21 protein-coding genes are annotated in these 17924 nt (G+C 30.6%); 11 read left to right on the top strand and 10 right to left on the bottom strand.

The annotated features are described in order from the left end of the window. Window position 1: 1 nt before the first annotated feature. The 4 genes from rpe to SAR11_RS01585 form a co-directional block, all read right to left on the bottom strand. Entirely contained in the window at window positions 2-661 is a 660-nt protein-coding gene (rpe, locus tag SAR11_RS01600; RefSeq protein WP_011281627.1) for a ribulose-phosphate 3-epimerase, read from the bottom strand. Between the two features lie 28 nt (window positions 662-689). Next, entirely contained in the window at window positions 690-1046 is a 357-nt protein-coding gene (locus tag SAR11_RS01595) for a hypothetical protein (protein ID WP_006997590.1), read from the bottom strand. 78 nt (window positions 1047-1124) lie between these two features. Further along, entirely contained in the window at window positions 1125-2933 is a 1809-nt protein-coding gene (locus SAR11_RS01590) for a sodium:solute symporter family protein (RefSeq protein ID WP_011281626.1), read from the bottom strand. Further along, a complete protein-coding gene (locus SAR11_RS01585; RefSeq protein WP_006997592.1) occupies window positions 2933-3193 on the bottom strand; it encodes a DUF4212 domain-containing protein in 261 nt (86 codons plus the stop codon). The genes SAR11_RS01590 and SAR11_RS01585 overlap by 1 nt, the downstream gene beginning before the upstream one ends. Before the next feature lie 137 nt (window positions 3194-3330). On the opposite strand from SAR11_RS01585, the gene SAR11_RS01580 reads away from it, so the two are divergent. Continuing rightward, window positions 3331-3954, top strand: coding sequence for a hypothetical protein (locus tag SAR11_RS01580; protein WP_006997593.1), 624 nt, complete (start codon window positions 3331-3333; stop codon window positions 3952-3954). Here SAR11_RS01580 and acs read toward each other — a convergent pair. From acs to tsaD, 4 genes are all read right to left on the bottom strand, one after another. Beyond that, the gene (gene acs / locus SAR11_RS01575; protein WP_011281625.1) at window positions 3951-5996 is read right to left on the bottom strand and encodes an acetate--CoA ligase; all 2046 of its coding nucleotides are present in this window, start codon (window positions 5994-5996) and stop codon (window positions 3951-3953) included. The two genes, SAR11_RS01580 and acs, sit on opposite strands and share 4 nt — an antisense overlap. Before the next feature lie 13 nt (window positions 5997-6009). Then, window positions 6010-6423 (bottom strand): EVE domain-containing protein, encoded by a 414-nt coding sequence (locus SAR11_RS01570; RefSeq protein WP_011281624.1) that lies wholly within the window; start codon window positions 6421-6423, stop codon window positions 6010-6012. 25 nt (window positions 6424-6448) lie between these two features. Next, window positions 6449-7294: a sulfotransferase domain-containing protein gene (locus SAR11_RS01565; protein WP_011281623.1), complete on the bottom strand. Its 846-nt coding sequence runs from the start codon at window positions 7292-7294 to the stop codon at window positions 6449-6451. 80 nt (window positions 7295-7374) lie between these two features. Further along, a complete protein-coding gene (tsaD, locus tag SAR11_RS01560; RefSeq protein ID WP_011281622.1) occupies window positions 7375-8448 on the bottom strand; it encodes a tRNA (adenosine(37)-N6)-threonylcarbamoyltransferase complex transferase subunit TsaD in 1074 nt (357 codons plus the stop codon). A gap of 59 nt (window positions 8449-8507) precedes the next feature. Between tsaD and hemC the strand changes: the two genes are divergently transcribed. The 6 genes from hemC to SAR11_RS01530 all read left to right on the top strand — a co-directional run bounded on the left by hemC (window position 8508) and on the right by SAR11_RS01530 (window position 13427). Beyond that, complete coding sequence (gene hemC, locus SAR11_RS01555; protein WP_011281621.1) at window positions 8508-9431, top strand: hydroxymethylbilane synthase; 924 nt, start codon at window positions 8508-8510, stop codon at window positions 9429-9431. Window position 9432: 1 nt separating this feature from the next. After that, window positions 9433-10131, top strand: coding sequence for a uroporphyrinogen-III synthase (locus tag SAR11_RS01550; protein WP_006997599.1), 699 nt, complete (start codon window positions 9433-9435; stop codon window positions 10129-10131). Window positions 10132-10133: 2 nt separating this feature from the next. After that, window positions 10134-11219 (top strand): mechanosensitive ion channel family protein, encoded by a 1086-nt coding sequence (locus SAR11_RS01545; RefSeq protein WP_006997600.1) that lies wholly within the window; start codon window positions 10134-10136, stop codon window positions 11217-11219. Next, window positions 11216-11506 carry a YggT family protein gene (locus SAR11_RS01540; RefSeq protein ID WP_006997601.1) on the top strand — a complete coding sequence of 97 codons (291 nt, stop codon included), beginning with the start codon at window positions 11216-11218 and terminating at the stop codon, window positions 11504-11506. The genes SAR11_RS01545 and SAR11_RS01540 overlap by 4 nt, the downstream gene beginning before the upstream one ends. An 8-nt stretch (window positions 11507-11514) precedes the next feature. Continuing rightward, window positions 11515-12360: a bifunctional 5,10-methylenetetrahydrofolate dehydrogenase/5,10-methenyltetrahydrofolate cyclohydrolase gene (locus SAR11_RS01535; RefSeq protein WP_011281620.1), complete on the top strand. Its 846-nt coding sequence runs from the start codon at window positions 11515-11517 to the stop codon at window positions 12358-12360. 74 nt (window positions 12361-12434) lie between these two features. Beyond that, complete coding sequence (locus tag SAR11_RS01530) at window positions 12435-13427, top strand: MBL fold metallo-hydrolase (protein ID WP_233788028.1); 993 nt, start codon at window positions 12435-12437, stop codon at window positions 13425-13427. 2 nt (window positions 13428-13429) lie between these two features. Here SAR11_RS01530 and SAR11_RS01525 read toward each other — a convergent pair whose 3' ends face one another. Then, window positions 13430-14521, bottom strand: coding sequence for a PQQ-dependent sugar dehydrogenase (locus SAR11_RS01525; protein WP_011281618.1), 1092 nt, complete (start codon window positions 14519-14521; stop codon window positions 13430-13432). Then, window positions 14496-15206, bottom strand: a complete 711-nt coding sequence (locus SAR11_RS01520) for an SDR family NAD(P)-dependent oxidoreductase (protein ID WP_011281617.1) — start codon at window positions 15204-15206, stop codon at window positions 14496-14498. The genes SAR11_RS01525 and SAR11_RS01520 overlap by 26 nt, the downstream gene beginning before the upstream one ends. 27 nt (window positions 15207-15233) lie before the next feature. Here SAR11_RS01520 and SAR11_RS01515 point away from each other — a divergent pair, with 27 nt between their 5' ends. The 4 genes from SAR11_RS01515 to SAR11_RS01500 are packed head-to-tail and all read left to right on the top strand — an operon-like array spanning window position 15234 to window position 17906. Continuing rightward, window positions 15234-16724, top strand: a complete 1491-nt coding sequence (locus SAR11_RS01515; protein ID WP_011281616.1) for a cryptochrome/photolyase family protein — start codon at window positions 15234-15236, stop codon at window positions 16722-16724. Beyond that, window positions 16724-16846, top strand: coding sequence for a DUF2256 domain-containing protein (locus SAR11_RS06900; RefSeq protein WP_018413654.1), 123 nt, complete (start codon window positions 16724-16726; stop codon window positions 16844-16846). Before SAR11_RS01515 ends, SAR11_RS06900 begins: the two co-directional genes overlap by 1 nt. Then, complete coding sequence (locus tag SAR11_RS01505; RefSeq protein ID WP_011281615.1) at window positions 16843-17256, top strand: YqaA family protein; 414 nt, start codon at window positions 16843-16845, stop codon at window positions 17254-17256. Before SAR11_RS06900 ends, SAR11_RS01505 begins: the two co-directional genes overlap by 4 nt. 41 nt (window positions 17257-17297) lie before the next feature. Further along, entirely contained in the window at window positions 17298-17906 is a 609-nt protein-coding gene (locus tag SAR11_RS01500; RefSeq protein WP_011281614.1) for a MarC family protein, read from the top strand. The last annotated feature ends 18 nt before the right edge of the window (window positions 17907-17924 follow it).

Raw genomic sequence — 17924 nt, 5'->3', positions numbered from 1 at the left:
TCTAACTTGATTTTAAAAGGTCTATATTTTTTTTTATATCTCCATTGTTATTTTTAAATATAGTTGTCCCAGAAACTAAAATATTTGCTCCAGCTTCTATTGCTAGTTTATTATTATCAAAATTGATTCCACCATCAATCTCGATATCAAAATCTATATTTTTTTGATCTCTTATTTTTTTTAATTCTTTAATTTTTTCTAAAACTTCTGGCATAAACTTTTGTCCTCCAAATCCAGGGTTTACGCTCATAATTAAAACTAAATCTATCTGATTTAATAAGTCAGTTATTAAATTAATTTTACTTTCTGGATTTAAAGAAACCCCTACTTTTTTTCCTAAACTTTTAATATGGTCAATAGAGACTGCTAAATTTTCAGTTGCTTCTGGGTGTATAGTAATAATATCTGCACCTGCGTCTGCATAATCTTTAATATACTTATGCACGGGTGAAATCATTAAATGAACATCAAATGGTAGTTTTGTAAATTTTCTTAATGATTTTATGATTGGTGGACCCATGGTTAAATTAGGAACAAAATGACCATCCATCACATCCACATGGATCATATCTGCACCACCTTCTTCAAGTCTTTTTATTTCATTTCTTAATTGACTAAAGTCAGCAGATAAAATTGAAGGGGATATTTGTATTTTTTTCATTGATTGCTAGCTCTACTAGTATCAATTTTTAAAATTTAATTGAATTAAATAATTGATAAATTTGTTTAGAAATTTCACTTTCTAGAGGAAATGACAACATTCCCATTACAGAATAACCTAAGACCCATGGCATAAAGTAAAATCTAATCATATAAAAGAACCATGCTACATATAATGGTACCAGAGGTCCTATAATGAAAGAAGGGGTTATTGGTTTAAAAATTTTTATTAGTGGATCGGTATATTTGACAAAAATCTTCATAAAAAAGAACTCTGAGTCTTCTTTTTGAAAAATATTCATCGCAACTCTTCCTATTAAAGTCCACATAATCATACCAAATAAGTAATCTATAAAATAAATTAAGGGATGGAAGTTTGCTGACATTTAATGAGTTATATTAGAAATGAGATTAAATTAAAAGGGGCGAAATTAATCGCCCCTTAAAATTAAAGTTTATTAGTTCTACTTACCAGTAACAGTTTTACCACTTGGTATACGAACTTCATCAACCATTTTTTGAATTGATTTATCTGGTTCTTGAGTCATTAAACTCACTACAACCATTGAAACAAAACTAACAGCTGCTCCGAAGATACCAAATGTTAGCTGAGTAAGTCCTAAGAACCCACTTCCACCATTTCTTACCCATACAAGGTACCAAATAGCAGAACCAAGACCTAAAACCATACCAGCAATAGCACCTTCTCTGTTAGCTCTCTTCCACCATACACCAAGTACAAGTGGGAAGAACAATCCAGACATCGCAAAGTCAAAAGCCCAGATCACTGAACCTAAGATACCTTGGATCTCCATTGCCGCAATAGTTGCTCCAGCAAAACCAATTATTACAAGTAATACCCTTGCAACAAGAAGTCTTTTTGCAGTCTCTGCTTTTGGATCAATCATTTTGTAATAAACGTCATGAGAGATCGCATTTGCAATTGCTAGAATCAAACCATCAGCTGTTGACATGGCAGCAGCCATACCTCCAGCAGCAACCAGTCCTGAGATTACATAAGGTAATCCAGCTATTTCTGGTGTTGCTAACACAACCGCTTTACCACCCATGAAAAACTCGTTTAACTCAAGAGTTCCATTGCCGTTAAAGTCACTGATGAACATCAAGTTTGCTTGATTCCAGTTTTGGAACCAATCTATTGATTGAACTTCAGCAAATGATTTACCAATAATACCTGTTGGTAGTGTTGGATCGATCAACGATAGTTTAGATAGTGTTGCTAACATTGGTGCAGAAGAATACAGAAGGAAGATAAAGAATAACGACCAACCAACTGATTTTCTAGCTGCTTTAACGCTTGGAGTAGTAAAGTATCTCATCATCACGTGCGGTAATGAAGCTGTTCCCATCATCATCGCCAATGCTAATGAAATAAATGCCCAAGGCGTTGCATTTACTGCAGAGTGTGCTTTAGTTATTCCAGCTAACCCTTTAGGTACCGTTGCTAGATCAGCAGCAGAGTTTTTAACAAAACCAAACTGTTGTTCTAACTCACCAATTCTAGCTACTTCATCAGCTAACATAAAGTGAGGGAAGAAACCTGCACCCATTTTGTTACTGATCCAAAAAATTGGAAGCAAGTAAGCTATAATTAGTACGATATATTGTGCAACCTGTGTCCAAGTTACCGCTCTCATACCCCCTAACATTGAACAAAGTAAAATACTTATTAGTCCAATATATACAGCGTATTTAAAGTCGATATCTAGAGCAACAGATGCAATAGTACCTGTAGCGTTTATCTGTGCAGTCACATACGTAAATGAAGCAACAGTTAAAACTATTACTGCACATAGTCTCGCTAAATTACCACCGTATCTTGTACCTACAAAATCTGGAACTGTGTAACAGCCAAATTTTCTTAAGTATGGTGCTAATAAAGTTGCAACTAATATGTAACCACCAGTCCAACCGACAAGTAGAGCCATATATCCATAGCCTTTGAAGTAAATACCACCTGCCATTGCAACGAATGAAGCACCAGACATCCAGTCTGCCGCCGTCGCCATTCCATTGAATACAGTGGGCACTTGTCTTCCAGCCACGTAATATGCGTCTGCTTGAGCTGTTCTTGATAGATAACCGATCAATGCATAGATGAATATTGTAAAGGCTACAAAAGCAACACCTATTGCTTTAGCAGTCATACCCATCTGCTCACCAATTGCCATTAAGATTATGAAACCTATAAAACCTCCTGTATAGATTCCGTAAACTTTTGGCAAATTGTCTATAAATTTACCTTTAATCATTATTGATCTCCCCTTTCGTTGAAGCCAAATTCTTCATCGATTTTCTCTTGCCTATTAGCAAACCAGAAACATAAAATTACAAAAATTCCAAGAGATCCTTGACATGTAAACCAGTATGTCCATGGATAACCGAAAGGTCCTGTAACCTCATTCATTTCAGCTGCAAAAAGGAAGATGCCGATTGAGAAAACAAACCAAATAGCCAGTGTTACGAATAACAATGATCTAGTCTTTTCCCAGTGTTTTGTTGCGTTTGACATTTATACCTCTCTATTTTTAGTTATAACTACCCTAAACCATAACCATTCTGTAAGTTTTTAAAAGACTTAAAATTGTTCATATTAGGTGCTTATTTACTTACTTTTTTAAGGTATAATGACCATATATATGAATTTTTATGCAAAAATATAAACTCTCTTGGAAAGACATATCGTTTGATGATTTTAAAGTTTACTTGTTTGCCATGTTTAGGGCTTTTATTCCAAAGAAAAAAATTAAGAATTTAGATGAGCTTGAACACTTTATTCAAACAAAATCTGCTTGGGTAACACAAGTAACTTTATATAGTTATTTAAAAACCAGGATGGGAACAAGGTATGTTCTTCATTTTGACAATGACGTGTTCATGGCATCTCTTGATATTGCCAGATGGAATATTTATTCTGTTGCTTTACAGGATCTGACATTATTTACGTTTTCTTATTTAAAAGTTAATTTTAATTATCAAAACCTTGACCAGTCTAAAGAAATTTTTTCTAAAATTTTAGATGATGAGATTTCTAATAAGATGCCACTTGATATTATTGAGGAAGCAAAAAAAACTTTTAATGAAAGACTTCAAAATATAAACTGGGAAATTTATTATAAAGATTTACCCTTTAATCCAAGTGCTTTGTCATTATACGAATGGGCCCCAATAGCTGAAGAGCTTAAAACTTTAGATCGAAAAATCGTATTGAATTCTATGATATTGAAATGGGATATTATTAAAAAAGAATTTGAGAAATTAATAGAATTTTAAATATTCTTTCTATTATCCACCAAACTTTGCACAACGCTTGGATCAGCTAAAGTTGTTGTATCCCCTAATTGGTCATGTTCATTAGCTGCAATTTTTCTTAAAATTCTTCTCATAATTTTTCCAGACCTTGTTTTTGGAAGTCCAGGTGAGAAATGAATAATGTCAGGTGTCGCTAGTGCACCGATTTGTTTTCTTACCCAAAGCTTTAAATCTCTTTCAAGATCTAAATCTGATTTCTCTCCAACATTTAGAGTTACATAACAATATAGGCCGTTACCTTTAATATCATGTGGATATCCAACCACAGCAGCTTCAGCAACTTTTGGATGAGCAACAAAAGCACTTTCTATCTCGGCAGTTCCAAGGTTATGACCAGAGACAATAATTACATCATCTACACGGCCAGTTATCCAGTAATAGCCATCCTTGTCTCTTTTAGCACCATCACCTGTGAAATATTTTCCATCGAACTGAGAAAAATAAGTATCAATAAATCTTTGATGATCACCATAAACAGTTCTCATTTGTCCAGGCCAAGATTGAGAAATGCACAATCTTCCTTCACCAGCTCCTTTGATTTCTTTACCATCTTTATCAACTATAGAGGGCTTAATTCCATAAAAGGGTTTACTTGCAGAACCAGGTTTTAAATTCATAGCTCCTGTTTGAGGGCTAATTAAAATTCCACCTGTTTCAGTTTGCCACCATGTATCAACAATTGGACATTTAGAATTTCCAACTGTTTTATAATACCACATCCAAGCTTCAGGATTAATGGGTTCACCAACAGTTCCTAATAATTTTAAAGATTTTCTTGAGGTTTTCTTAACAGGCTTATCACCCTCTCTCATTAAAGCTCTAATAGCAGTGGGCGCTGTATAAAAAATATTAACTTTGTATTTATCAATAATTTGCCACCACCTTGAGCTGTCTGGATAGGTTGGAATTCCTTCAAACATTATTGTTGTGGCACCATTAGCAAGTGGTCCATAAACAATATAACTGTGACCCGTTACCCAACCAATATCAGCAGTACACCAATAAACATCTTTTGGTTTATAATTAAAAATATATTGATGGGTCATGGATGCATAAACCATATATCCACCTGTTGTATGTAAAACTCCTTTTGGTTTTCCAGTAGAGCCAGATGTGTAAAGAATAAACAAAGGATCTTCTGCATTCATTTCCTCAGGCTCACATTTAGTTGACATATCTTTAATTAAATCGTCAAACCAAACATCTCTTCCTTTAACCCAACTAACTTTATTTCCAGTTCTTTTTACAACAATACATTTTTTGACATTAGGACAACTTCTTAAAGCCTCATCTGTAATTTGTTTTAATGGAATAGTTTTCCCCCCCCTAACACCTTCATCAGCAGTTATTATATATTCTGACTCACAGTCATTAACCCTGCCAGAAATAGAGTCTGCTGAAAAACCACCAAAAATAATAGAGTGAACTGCACCAATTCTAGCACAAGCAAGCATTGTTACTGCCAGTTCTGGAATCATAGTTAAATAAATTGTAACTCGATCACCTTTTTTAATTCCTAGTTTTCTTAAACCATTTGCAGCTTTAGAAACTTCATTATGTAATTGTTTGTACGAAATTTTTTTAGTATCTTTTGGATCATCACCTACCCAAATAATAGCAGTTTTATCTTTTTTATCTTTAAGGTGACGGTCTATACAATTGGCAGAAGCATTTAATGTGCCATCCTCATACCATTTAATTTTAACCTCTTTTTTACTGTATTTTATATTTTTAATCTTTTTGTACGGTTTAATCCAAGTAATTCTTTTCCCCTCATTCTTCCAAAAGTCATCATTTTTTTTAATCGCGTCTGAGTATTTTTTTTGATATTTCGCTTTATTTACTAGAGCACTTTTTACCCACTCAGGTTTAGTTTTTATGATTAATTCTTTTTCTTCGATTTTTTTTAAAACCTTTTTTATAAAAGGCTTTACTTTTTTTTTAGCCTTAGTTTTTTTAGAAGTTTTTTTTTTCGCTTTCGATATTGACTTTTTTTTTGGCATGAATTTTTTTTATTTAAATACTACTCATCTTATTTAAAATTTTCCAGCTTTTAGAATCGATTGGCATAACAGATAATCTGCTTTGTCTAATAAGTGATAAATGGCTAAGAGACTTGGTTTTTTTAATCTCTTCTAGAGTCACACTTTTCCTTAATTTTTCTTTAAACTTTACTTGAACAGCTACAAATCGTCCATCTTTGTCAGTTTTATCTAAAAAAGCTTCTTTAATAACCTCAACTGTACCAACAATTTCTTTGCCTATATTTGAGTGGTAAAAAAAACAAAGGTCTCCTTTTTTCATTGCTCTTAAATTTTTTGCAGCTTGATAATTTCTTACTCCATCCCAAGGAGCACCTTTAGCACCAGCTTTTTTTTGTTGATCAATTGACCAAACATCAGGTTCTGATTTCATTAACCAGTAGTTCATTTATTTATCTAATTTTTTTAAATAATTATACATATGGATAATCAAGCTCATGTAGATCTTTTTTAAATATTTCATTTATTTGATTTTTTATTTCAAGGGGTAAAATTTTTTGCCAACGGTTGTTAAACCCTAAATTAAAAAAATTTATTTTTTTACCAGTTTTTTTTGAATAAACACTTTCTTCAAAACCTTCGTTGAGCTCCTTATTTTTTAAATTTGAGAAACTGGTTGTTTTAATAGAATTATAAAATTTTTGTTCATCTATTTTTTTATTATCTCCTGTAACTTCATTAATAAAAAAAATAATTTTTTTAAAAATTTCAATTTTATTTTTTCTTAAATCTTCATATTTAATAAAAAGAGTTTTAAATTCAGAGTTATTTTTCCATGATTTATAATGATTAGACCATGAGCTTAAATAAGTAAAATTACTATAATCATTATCATGAGATTTCTCTAATAAAGAACTATTTTCATCAGACATTTTTTCTATAGCTTCTTTATAACCAATTACATAATGATGAGTTAGTGAGGTTATTAAGTTTCTTGGATCTCTAACTACATATATTGCTCCCAATGTTTGATTTTTTGATGTAAAATTGTTTCCTTCATACGGATATAAACAATTGTGTGTTTTAACTAAATTAAGTTTATTTTTACTAAAAAAAGTGTTTTGATTAAACATCCAATTTTTACTAGCTTCCTCATTTGTTTTAGGATCAAACTTTGAAAATTTAATATTTGGAAACTGATGGATTTTAAGTAGTTGGTCAAAATTAAAATTTCCATCTTCAGAATAATAATAACTGGCAAGAAAAGATCTTAAATAAGTATTTCCACTTTTAGGGTATGATGCAATCCAGATTATCATTTGCTCTAATTTTATCGCAAATGAGAAATAATTACTAATGATTTTATATGACGGTTATTTTTAGATTAACTAATATTTTGTCATAGTCTTACTCCGGCACCCTTTAAAAAAGCAGCATCTGCATCTAGGGGCCACCTAGGTTTTGCAGGACTATCTAATTCACTAAACTGTTTTAACTTAAATTTTTCTAATCCAACCATTGCAATCATTGCTGCATTATCTCCACACAAATTAATAGGTGGAAATATTGCTTCAAATTCTTCTTCTTTGCAAAGATTAGTTAGAACTTCTCTAATTCTCTTGTTTGCAGCAACACCACCCGCAACTACAAATTTATTTTTATTTATTGTGTTCATTTTTTTGAATTCTTCAAAAGCAATTTTACTTTTCTTATATAGTATTTCTTCAATTGTTTTTTGAAAAGATGCTGCAAGATCATATTTTTCTTGTTCAGTTTTTATTTGTTTTGATATTTTTAAAACAGCAGTCTTTAAACCTGCAAATGATAAATTACACCCTCCTTTATGAAAAATTGGCTTTGGTAGCTCATATTTATTGGGATCACCTTTTTTTGCATACACTTCAATTTGTGGCCCACCTGGAAATTCTATTCCTAATAATTTTGCCGTTTTATCAAAGGCTTCACCTACAGCATCATCAATAGTTGTTCCTAATCTTTTATAATTTCCTAAGCCTTGCACACTTAAAAATTGAGTGTGACCTCCAGAGATTAAAAGTAATAAATAAGGATAATTTAATTCAGAATTTAGTTTTGGGCTTAATGCATGTCCTTCTAAATGATTAACAGCTATAAAAGGTTTGTTTAGCGAAGAGGCCATTGCTTTTCCAAAACTTAAACCAACAGACAGACAGACCATAAGACCAGGTCCTGCAGTTGCTGCTATTGCATCTAGATCTTCCATTTTTACTCCACTTTTATCAAATGCTTTTTTTGTGATTAAATCTATTTTTTCCATATGGGATCTTGCGGCAAGTTCTGGCACAACACCACCAAACTCTTTATGAACATCCACCTGACTTGAAACAATACTTGATAAAATTGTTGGCATACCTTGCTCATTTTCAGTTATGATAGAGGCTGCTGTTTCATCACAGCTTGATTCAATTCCTAAGATTATGGGTTTTTTATTCATTAAATTAGTTTTTATTAATAATACATTCTCAATATAAGTATGAAGTATAAAGCAATTAAATGAAAAATAGAAAAATTATTATAGGCTCTAGAGGAAGCAAATTAGCACTAATCTATGCAGAAAAGGCCAGAGAAAAAATTCTCAAACATTCAAAAGATTTTGGAATTGAAGAAGTAATCATTAAAGAAATTGTAACTAAGGGTGATCAAGTTCAAGACAAAAGGTTATCAGAAGTAGGGGGTAAGGGACTTTTCTCAAAAACTATAGAGGTTGAATTATTAGAAAAAAAAATAGATATAGCGGTACATGCATTAAAAGATATGCCTTCTGAAGAAACTAGAGGATTGTTGACAGATTGCTTTTTAGAAAGAAATGATCCTAGAGAAATTTTAATTAGCAAAGACAATAAACATCTAAAAGATTTAGCTTCAAATTCAATTATTGGAACATCTTCATATAGAAGAGAATTTCAGATTAAAAAAATAAGAGATGATCTTAATTGTAAATTAATTAGAGGAAACGTTGATACAAGAATAAGAAAACTTAAGGAAAATTTATATGATGCAATTATCTTATCTTATGCTGGAATCGATTCTTTAGGATTAAATCAAAATATTTCTCAAACTTTTTCTACTTCAGAAATTATACCTTGTGCTGGACAAGGAGTTATTGCCTTGCAGTGTAGAGATAACGATGAAAGTTTAATTGAATTATTAAAACAAGTTGATCACCAATCAACACATAGCTCCATAAAAGCTGAAAGAAATGTTTTAAAGGTTTTAGAAGGAGATTGTGAAACAGCAGTAGGAGCATTTGCAAATATTGAGGGGAACAAAATTAATCTTGAAGTAGAACTTTTTTCACTAGACGGCAGTAAAAGATTTTATTTAAAATCATCTGAAAGTGTAAATAAAGCAGAAGAATTGGGAATAGAGATGGGAAAAACTCTTAAAAAGATGTCTAATAATTCTTACAAAAAATAATATGCATATTTTATTCACAAGACCTCTAGAAGATTGTCATGAAATGATATTAAAATTTCAATCATTGGGTCATGAAATATCTCATTTACCTTTAATTAATATTGAAGGTTTAAAATACGAAGCACCAAACTATTCGGAGTTTAAAGCAATTATTTTTACCAGTGCTAATGCTGTTAAATTTTTGGATATTAAGAACATTGATAAAAAATTAAAATGCTTTTGTGTTGGAAGTGCTACTGAAAAAAAAGCCAGAAGTGTTGGTTTTCAAAATGTTTTTGCAGCTGAAGGAAATGTTAGTAATCTTAAGGAATTAATCTTGCAAAATTTTAAACCTTCTGATGGAAAGCTAATTTATATAAGTGGAGAGATAATCTCTAGTGATTTGGACAAAGAGCTTATTTCGAGTGGGTATACGATAGAACGATTAATTAATTACAGAGCTAACCCAATTGAAAAATACGATGAAAGCTTTATCGAAAAATTAAAATTAAAAATGCCTGAAATTACTTACATTTATTCGCAAAATAGTGCGATTAATTTTTTAAAAGTAATTAAAAATTATCAGTTAGAAACCCTATGGATGAATACTAATTTAATGTGCATTGGAGAAAAAACCTCTTCAATTCTTAATGAAATAAAGTGGAAAAAAATTTTTCTTTTTAACCCTGGAGAAGAGGAATTTTTGCTATATAAAATTTAGCTATGGACATTTTTAACAATTTTAGTGACTTATTTTTTTCAGTTTGGTCAAAGGGAATTCACGGTATTGATATTTTTCAAATATTAATTGGAATTGGGATTTTTTTTATTTTTTTAATTTTTAGAGGAATTATCAGTAAAGTAATTATTAAAAGATTAGAAAGTATCTCTAAAAGAACAACCAATAAACTAGATGACACTTTCGTCCATGCAATGGTTGGGCCAGCAAGATTTCTTCCCATTGTTCTAGGTTTTTTTATTGCAAGTTATTACATGTCTTTTGGAGAAGATGGTAAAGTAGCTATTGATACAATTAATAGAACTTTAATAACTATTTTTATTTTTTGGGTGATACATCAAATTGTTGAACCCATCTCTTATATTTTAAGTGGTTTAGATAAAATGTTAACTAGAGAGTTAATTGGCTGGATTATTAAATCATTAAAAATTTTGATTTTCATTCTAGGCTTAGCGGCTGTTCTTGAACTTTGGGGAATAAAAATTGGACCAATTATTGCTGGACTGGGTTTATTTGGTGTTGCAGTTGCTTTAGGTGCACAAGACTTATTTAAAAATTTAATATCAGGAATTTTAGTTTTAGTTGAAAAAAGATTTAAAATTGGAGATTGGATTTTAGTTGAAGGAACAATTGAAGGTATTGTTGAAAAAATTGGATTTAGATCAACAGTGATTAGAAAATTTGATAAATCTTTAGCAATAATTCCAAACTTTCAATTTGCTGAAAACTCAGTAGTTAATATTAGTGAAACAACCAATTGGAGAATAAGATGGTCCATTACTCTTCAATACGATACCACTGTTGCACAGTTAAAAAAAGTAAGAGAAGAAATAGAAAACTATATTAATAAAAGCGAGGACTTTAGCCAAAGTGTTGGTGTTGCGGTAAGAATTGAAAAGTTTTCTGATAGCTCAATAGATTTATTAGTTAGATGTTTTACGGCCAGCAACAGTTGGAGCGACTCTCTTTTAGTTAAAGAAAGATTAGCGATTGCAATTAAAGAAATAGTAGAAGGAAACAAAGCTTCATTTGCATTCCCAAGTCAGTCAATTTATATCGAGAAAAAATGATAGCAATTTTTTATTTGGTTCTTCAAATATTAAAGCTCTATTCTTATGTGGTAATTGCAAATGTAGTTATCAGCTGGCTTGTCGCATTTAATGTTTTAAATACTCAAAATAGATTTGTTTATTCTATTTTAGAGGTGACTTATCGATTAACAAATCCTGCACTTAATAAAATAAGAAGTTTTTTACCTAATTTAGGATCAATAGATATTTCACCAGTTATATTACTTTTATTGATTTGGTTTATAGAAATGTGTATGAAGTTGTACATTGCGCCAATGATTTTTTAGAGGAACACATGATCTTAATAGATGGGAAAAAAATAGCAGCTGAACTTAGAGAGCAATTAAGACAAGAGGTCGTAGAGCTAAAAGCTAAACACAATAAAATTCCTGGGCTTACAGTTATTTTAATTGGAGAAATGGCCCCTAGTCAAATTTATGTTCGTATGAAAGAGAAAGCTGCGAATGAAGTAGGGTTAAAATCTGAAGTAATTAGATACCCTGAAGCTGTGGAAGAAAAAACAGTATTAGATAAAATTGAGGAATTAAATAAAGATGAAAGTATTTCAGGAATTTTAGTTCAACTACCTTTACCAAAACATATCGATAAGCAAAAAGTTATTGAAACTATTTTACCAGGAAAAGATGTTGATGGGTTTCACCCAATGAATGTTGGAAATCTTTCTTCAGGTTATGAAAGTTCAGTTCCTTGTACTCCTTTAGGATGTTATTTAATGATTAAAAAAATTGAACCAAATTTGAGTGGAAAAAAAGCTGTTATGATTGGTAGATCAAATTTAAACGGTAAACCAATGGCGCAGTTACTTTTAAAAGAAAATTGCACAGTAACAATTACTCATTCAAAGACTAAAGATTTAAAAGCAGAATGCTTGGAGGCAGATATTATAGTTGCTGCTGTTGGCATTCCAGAGCTTGTGAAAGCGGACTGGGTTAAAAAAGATGCAATTGTAATAGATGTTGGGATTAATAAAACTGAAAACGGTATTGTCGGTGACGTTGCATTCGAAGAAGTTTCAAAAGTTGCAAGAGCTTTAACACCTGTTCCAGGTGGAGTAGGGCCAATGACTATTGCCTGCTTGTTAAAAAATACTATTGAGTGTTTTAAAAGATCTCAAAAATAAAAATATCATTATAGGTGGCAAAATTTATAATTTTTATATTTATAATTATTGCATATAACTCATCACTAATTGCTATGGAAAAAAAACCTTATCATCATTTACCAGATGGAACTTTTAGAAATCCAGAAGGATCACCTGTTAGAACTAGTCAAGCGAAGTTTTCTTACACACAATTCATTAAATTGAAAAAGAAAATAGACATGACGGTTCCTAAAGAACACGTTGTTGATAAAGAAAAAGTTTTAACTGATTTAGAAAAGTATAAAAATGAAGATTATATTGCTTGGATTGGTCATGCTACTTACTTAATTAAACTTGGAGATACAACAATTATAACTGACCCAGTGTTTTCAAAAAATGCGGGACCTTTAATTTTTGGCCCAGACAGATTTACTGAGCCTGCTTTAAATTTAAATGAAATTCCAAAGACTGATTTATTATTATTAACACATAATCATTATGATCATCAAGATATGGGGACCATTAGAAAATATCCGTTTAAGAATACAAAAGTTTTGGCCCCACTAAATCTTGGAAAATACTTTACAAAAAATAAATTTAAAGATGTAAATGAAATGGATTGGTATGAGGAAATTCAGGTTAATGATGATCTGAAAGTAACATTACTCCCAGCTGTCCATTGGTCGAAGAGAAGCCTTACAGATATGAACAAAACACTCTGGGGCAATTTCTTAATTGAATATAAGGGTAAAAAAATCTTATTTGCTTGCGATACTGGCTATGGAAATATTTACAAAGAATTAGGTGAAAAATATGGTCCAATTGATTTAACAATGATTAATATTGGAGCTTATGACTTTAAGCCTATGTTTGATAAATCGATTTATCACACAACACCAGAAGAAGCTTTAAATGTAGCAAAAGATTTAAGAAGTAAAAAGGTTATGGGAACACACTGGGGAACTTTTGTTTTATCACTAGAACCTATTATGGAACCACCAGTAAGATTTAAAGCTAGTGCTGAGGAGTATGGTTTTAAAAAAGATGATGCTATAATCTTTAAAATTGGAGAGATAAATTCATTAAAAAATATATTAACTAATTAAAATTATTTTTTTTCCATTAACCATAAAGCATTTTCACTTAAGAAAAATATTTTACCATTAGACGGATGAACTTGAATATCTCTTATTCTTCCAACATTATCTTTAAATATAACATTTTCTTTCACATTAGTTGGATCATTAAATATTAGTTTTCTTAAAGATCGATCTTTTAAAGAAGTAACTAGCGCATGCCCATTCCACTCTTTAAACTCATTTCCTCTGTAAATTGTAATAGCACTTGTAGCTATAGAAGGTACCCAATATTGAATTGCTTTAGTAAAACCTGGCTTCCATTTTGGGCCAATAGGAATTCCAGAATAATTTTTTCCACCCCAGCCTAAAATTTTCCATCCATAATTTTCTCCTTTTTTTGCCTCTCCAAACCAATCACCACCTCTTGCTCCATGATTACTTAAATATATTTTTCCATCATAATCAGAGAGTGTTAAACCTTGTGGATTACGAACACCTATTTGATAGATTTCAGGCAACCAATCTGGTTTACCAGTAAACTTTGGGTTATCTTTGGGAATACGACCATCAGTATGAATTCTAATAATACTACCAGGATGTTTTGTGGGATCTTGGGCAATCATACCTTGGCCTCTTTCACCAGCTGATGCATAAATATAATTATCTTTAATCGCTAATCTTGAACCAAAATGATAACCAGAATCTATAGGAGGGTTTGCTTGAAAAATATTTTTAAAATTTAATTCTTGTTTGTTTAATTGTGCTTTTGCAATTGATGTGCTTGTTTTTAAATTTCCCCTATCTTCTGAATAAGAAATCCACAGAGTATTATCTTGATGAATAATATCTAATAACCCACCTTGGCCGACTTCTAAAAAATTAAGATTATGTTTAATCTCTGTAACTTCTTTTGAAATAATATTAACAATTTTAATTTTTCCACTTTTTTCAGTAATAATGATTTCATCATTGTTAATAAAGGATGATCCCCAAGGTTCATCTAACTCTATAATTTTAGTGAATGTATAATTATTGGAATAGCTTTTTGAAGCAAATAAAAGAAAAAAAATTATTAATAAAAAATATTTTTTCACTTTAAGAAAGTTTTGATCTACCACCATCAACAGCTATTATCTGTCCAGTAATCCAAGAACTCTCTTCAGTAATTAAAAATTTTGCAAGCGCTGCAGAATCTTTTCCTTCACCCAATCTTTTAAGAGGATGTGCTTTAGCAATTCCTTCTGCAATTGCAGGATTTTTTAACATTGGTTCTGCAATTTTAGATTTTGATAAACTGGGTGCAATACAATTCACTCTAATATGTGGAGCAAACTCAGCAGCTAGTGTAACAGTTAGTCCCTCAACTGCAGCTTTAGCAGAAGCAATAATTGTGTGATTAGTAAAACCTCTTTGAGCAGCAACAGTTGAAAATAAAACAACTGAGCCTTTGTTCTTTTTTAAACTTTCTTGAAATCCTTTTATTGCTTCAATAGCTGAATAAAGGTTTAGTTTCATACATTTATTCATATCTGCTTCTGTAACCATCCTTAATGGTTTTAAATCAATAGATCCCACACAGTAAGCGATACCCTTAATTTCACTAATGTCTGATTTTACTTTTTCTATAAATCCTTCTTCTAAAACGTCAGCAACCGTATAAGTGCAGCCTAATTTTTCTGCAATAGTTTTAACTTCATTTTCATTTCTTGCTATTAGATGAATATCATTTCCTGAATTTTTCAATTGTTCAGCTAAGCTGGAACCCACAGAACCTGTCGCACCAAAAATAAGATATTTTTCTGACATATAATTTTTATTTAGTTATATTTAACTATGAAATTGTTTTTTATACTTGGCAATCAATTATTTCCATTAAAATACGTAGACCGCTTCAAAAAGGACCACTCTTTTTACATGGCAGAAGACTATGAACTATGTACTTATGAAAAGCATCATAAGCAAAAGATACTGCTATTTCTCTCTTCTATGAGGTCTTATGCAGATATGCTTAGAGCAAATAAATACAAACTTGAATATTCTAAAATTGAGGACAAAGGTTTTAAAGATACTTATTTTAAAAAATTAAAAATTATCATTAATCAAAAAAAAATTACTGAAATTTCAAGTTTTGAGGTTGAGGATAAATCTTTTGAAAAGAAAATTTCACAATTCTTAAAAAAAGAAAAAATTAACTGGAATATTGTTCAAACTCCAATGTTTTTAAACTCAAGAGATGAGTTTAAAAATTATTTAGTAAAATCAAAAAAACCTTTTATGGCAACATTTTACAAAGAAGTTCGTAAAAAATCTGGAATATTAATGGGAGCAGATGGAAACCCTATTGGAGGCAAATGGAGTTTTGATGAAGATAACAGAAATAAATTACCAAAAGACATATCAATACCAAAATTTCCAAAAATTAACGAAACTAATCATACTAAAAAATTAAAACCAATTATTGAAAAACTATTTAAAGATCATCCTGGTAGCACTAATGATTTTTGGTTAGCAACAGAATACAATGATGTGGTCAAACTTTTAGATTTTTTTATTAAAGAAAAATCAAATTTATTTGGTGATTATGAAGATGCTGTTAATCAAAAAGACAATATTTTATTTCATAGCGCATTAAGCCCGTATATTAATTTAGGATTGATAACCCCTGAAATTATCATTCAAAAAATTTTAGAATTTCATAAAAAACACAAAATTAGAATGAACTCACTTGAAGGTTATATTCGTCAAATAATAGGCTGGAGAGAGTTCATGCGTGGAATTTATCAAGGTTACTCTGATGAAATGGAAACAAAAAATTTTTTCAACCATGAAAGAAAAATGAAAAAGTCTTGGTATGAAGGCACAACAGGTTTGCCTCCACTGGATCATGCAATTAAAAATGCCGTTAATCATGGCTGGTCTCATCATATAGAAAGGTTAATGATTTTATCAAATATAATGAACCTTTGTGAAGTGAAACCAACAATTGTTTATAAGTGGTTTATGGAAATGTTTGTAGATTCTTCTGATTGGGTGATGGTCCCTAATGTTTATGGAATGGGCTTATTTAGTGATGGAGGTATTTTTGCAACGAAACCATACATTTGTGGATCAAGTTATTTTATGAAAATGATGGATTTTAAAAAAGGGGAATGGTGTAATACGATGGATGGTCTTTATTGGAGGTTTATAAATAAAAATAGAAAATTTTTTTTAAAGAACCCTAGATTGTCTATGATGGTTTATGTTTTTGATAAAATGAAAGATGAAAGAAAGAAAATGATTTTATCTGAAGCTGATAAATTTATTAAACAAAATACTATTTAATGAAAAAAGAAAATTTACCTTCAAAAGTTTGTCCTGTTTGTAAAAGACCTTTTGTTTGGCGTAAGAAGTGGAAGCTTAATTGGGATAAGGTAAAGTATTGCTCCAAAAAGTGCTCTAAGTGATTTACTTATCTTTATTTGCTATATCTTTTTTAGCAGCAACCATTTTACCATTTTCATCTGAGCTCACATTGGCAGGATTAATTGCAACATCAAATTTTGATAGTTTATTATTGTTAATTGTTGCTAGTTTTGGGAATATTTTGGGATCAGTTGTTAACTGGGTCTTGGGATTTTATTCAAGAAATCTTAGTACAAAAAAGTGGTTTCCGTTTAAAGACAAACAAATAGAAAGCTCTTCAAAATGGTTTAATAAATTTGGTAAATGGTCATTATTATTTGCTTGGGTTCCAATAATAGGTGATCCACTGACTTTAGTTGCAGGTTTATTAAGAGTTAGATTTTTAGATTTTATTATTTTAGTGGCAATTGGAAAAGTAAGTAGGTACGTCTTAATTTATTATTTGTTTTAATATTTGCTGAATTTATCCAGGTAACTATGCTAGAAAAGTGAATGCTTGAAATATTTATTCAAACTTTCTTTTTATATTTTATTGTAATTGATCCACTAGGAAATACACCATTATTCTTAGCAGTAACTCAAAATATGAGCAGCCAACAAAGAGTTAAAACTGCATTGAGTGCAACAATAATTGCATCAATCATATTGCTATTCTTTGCATTTCTTGGAAGCACTTTATTAAATTATTTGAATATATCTTTTCCAGCATTTACAATTGGTGGAGGCATCATTTTATTAATAATTTCCATGGAAATGTTGTTTGATAAAAGACAACAACGAAAAGAAGATGACATTGATTTTAATTCTGAAAATGTAAGTGTATTTCCTTTAGCAACACCCATTATAGCAGGACCAGCTGCAATCACATCTGTTATTGTTTCTGTTTCAGATATGGGAAGTAATTTTACAAACCAATCTGTTGGAATGATTGCTTTAGCTTCAGTTTTGCTTTTAACTTTTATATTTTTTTTTACTGCTTCAAAATTTTCTCAGATAATAAATAAAAAAGTTATTAGTGTAATTTCAAGAGTAATAGCAATTATTCTAGTTGGATTAAGTGTTCAGTATATTTTAGACGGAATAAAAACCTTTTTAGCTTAAAGTATTGTTCAGTAGACT

This window comes from Candidatus Pelagibacter ubique HTCC1062 (genome assembly GCF_000012345.1).
GTDB classification, from domain to species: Bacteria; Pseudomonadota; Alphaproteobacteria; order Pelagibacterales; family Pelagibacteraceae; genus Pelagibacter; species Pelagibacter ubiqueversans.
This window is presented reverse-complemented; position numbering and strand designations above follow the sequence as displayed.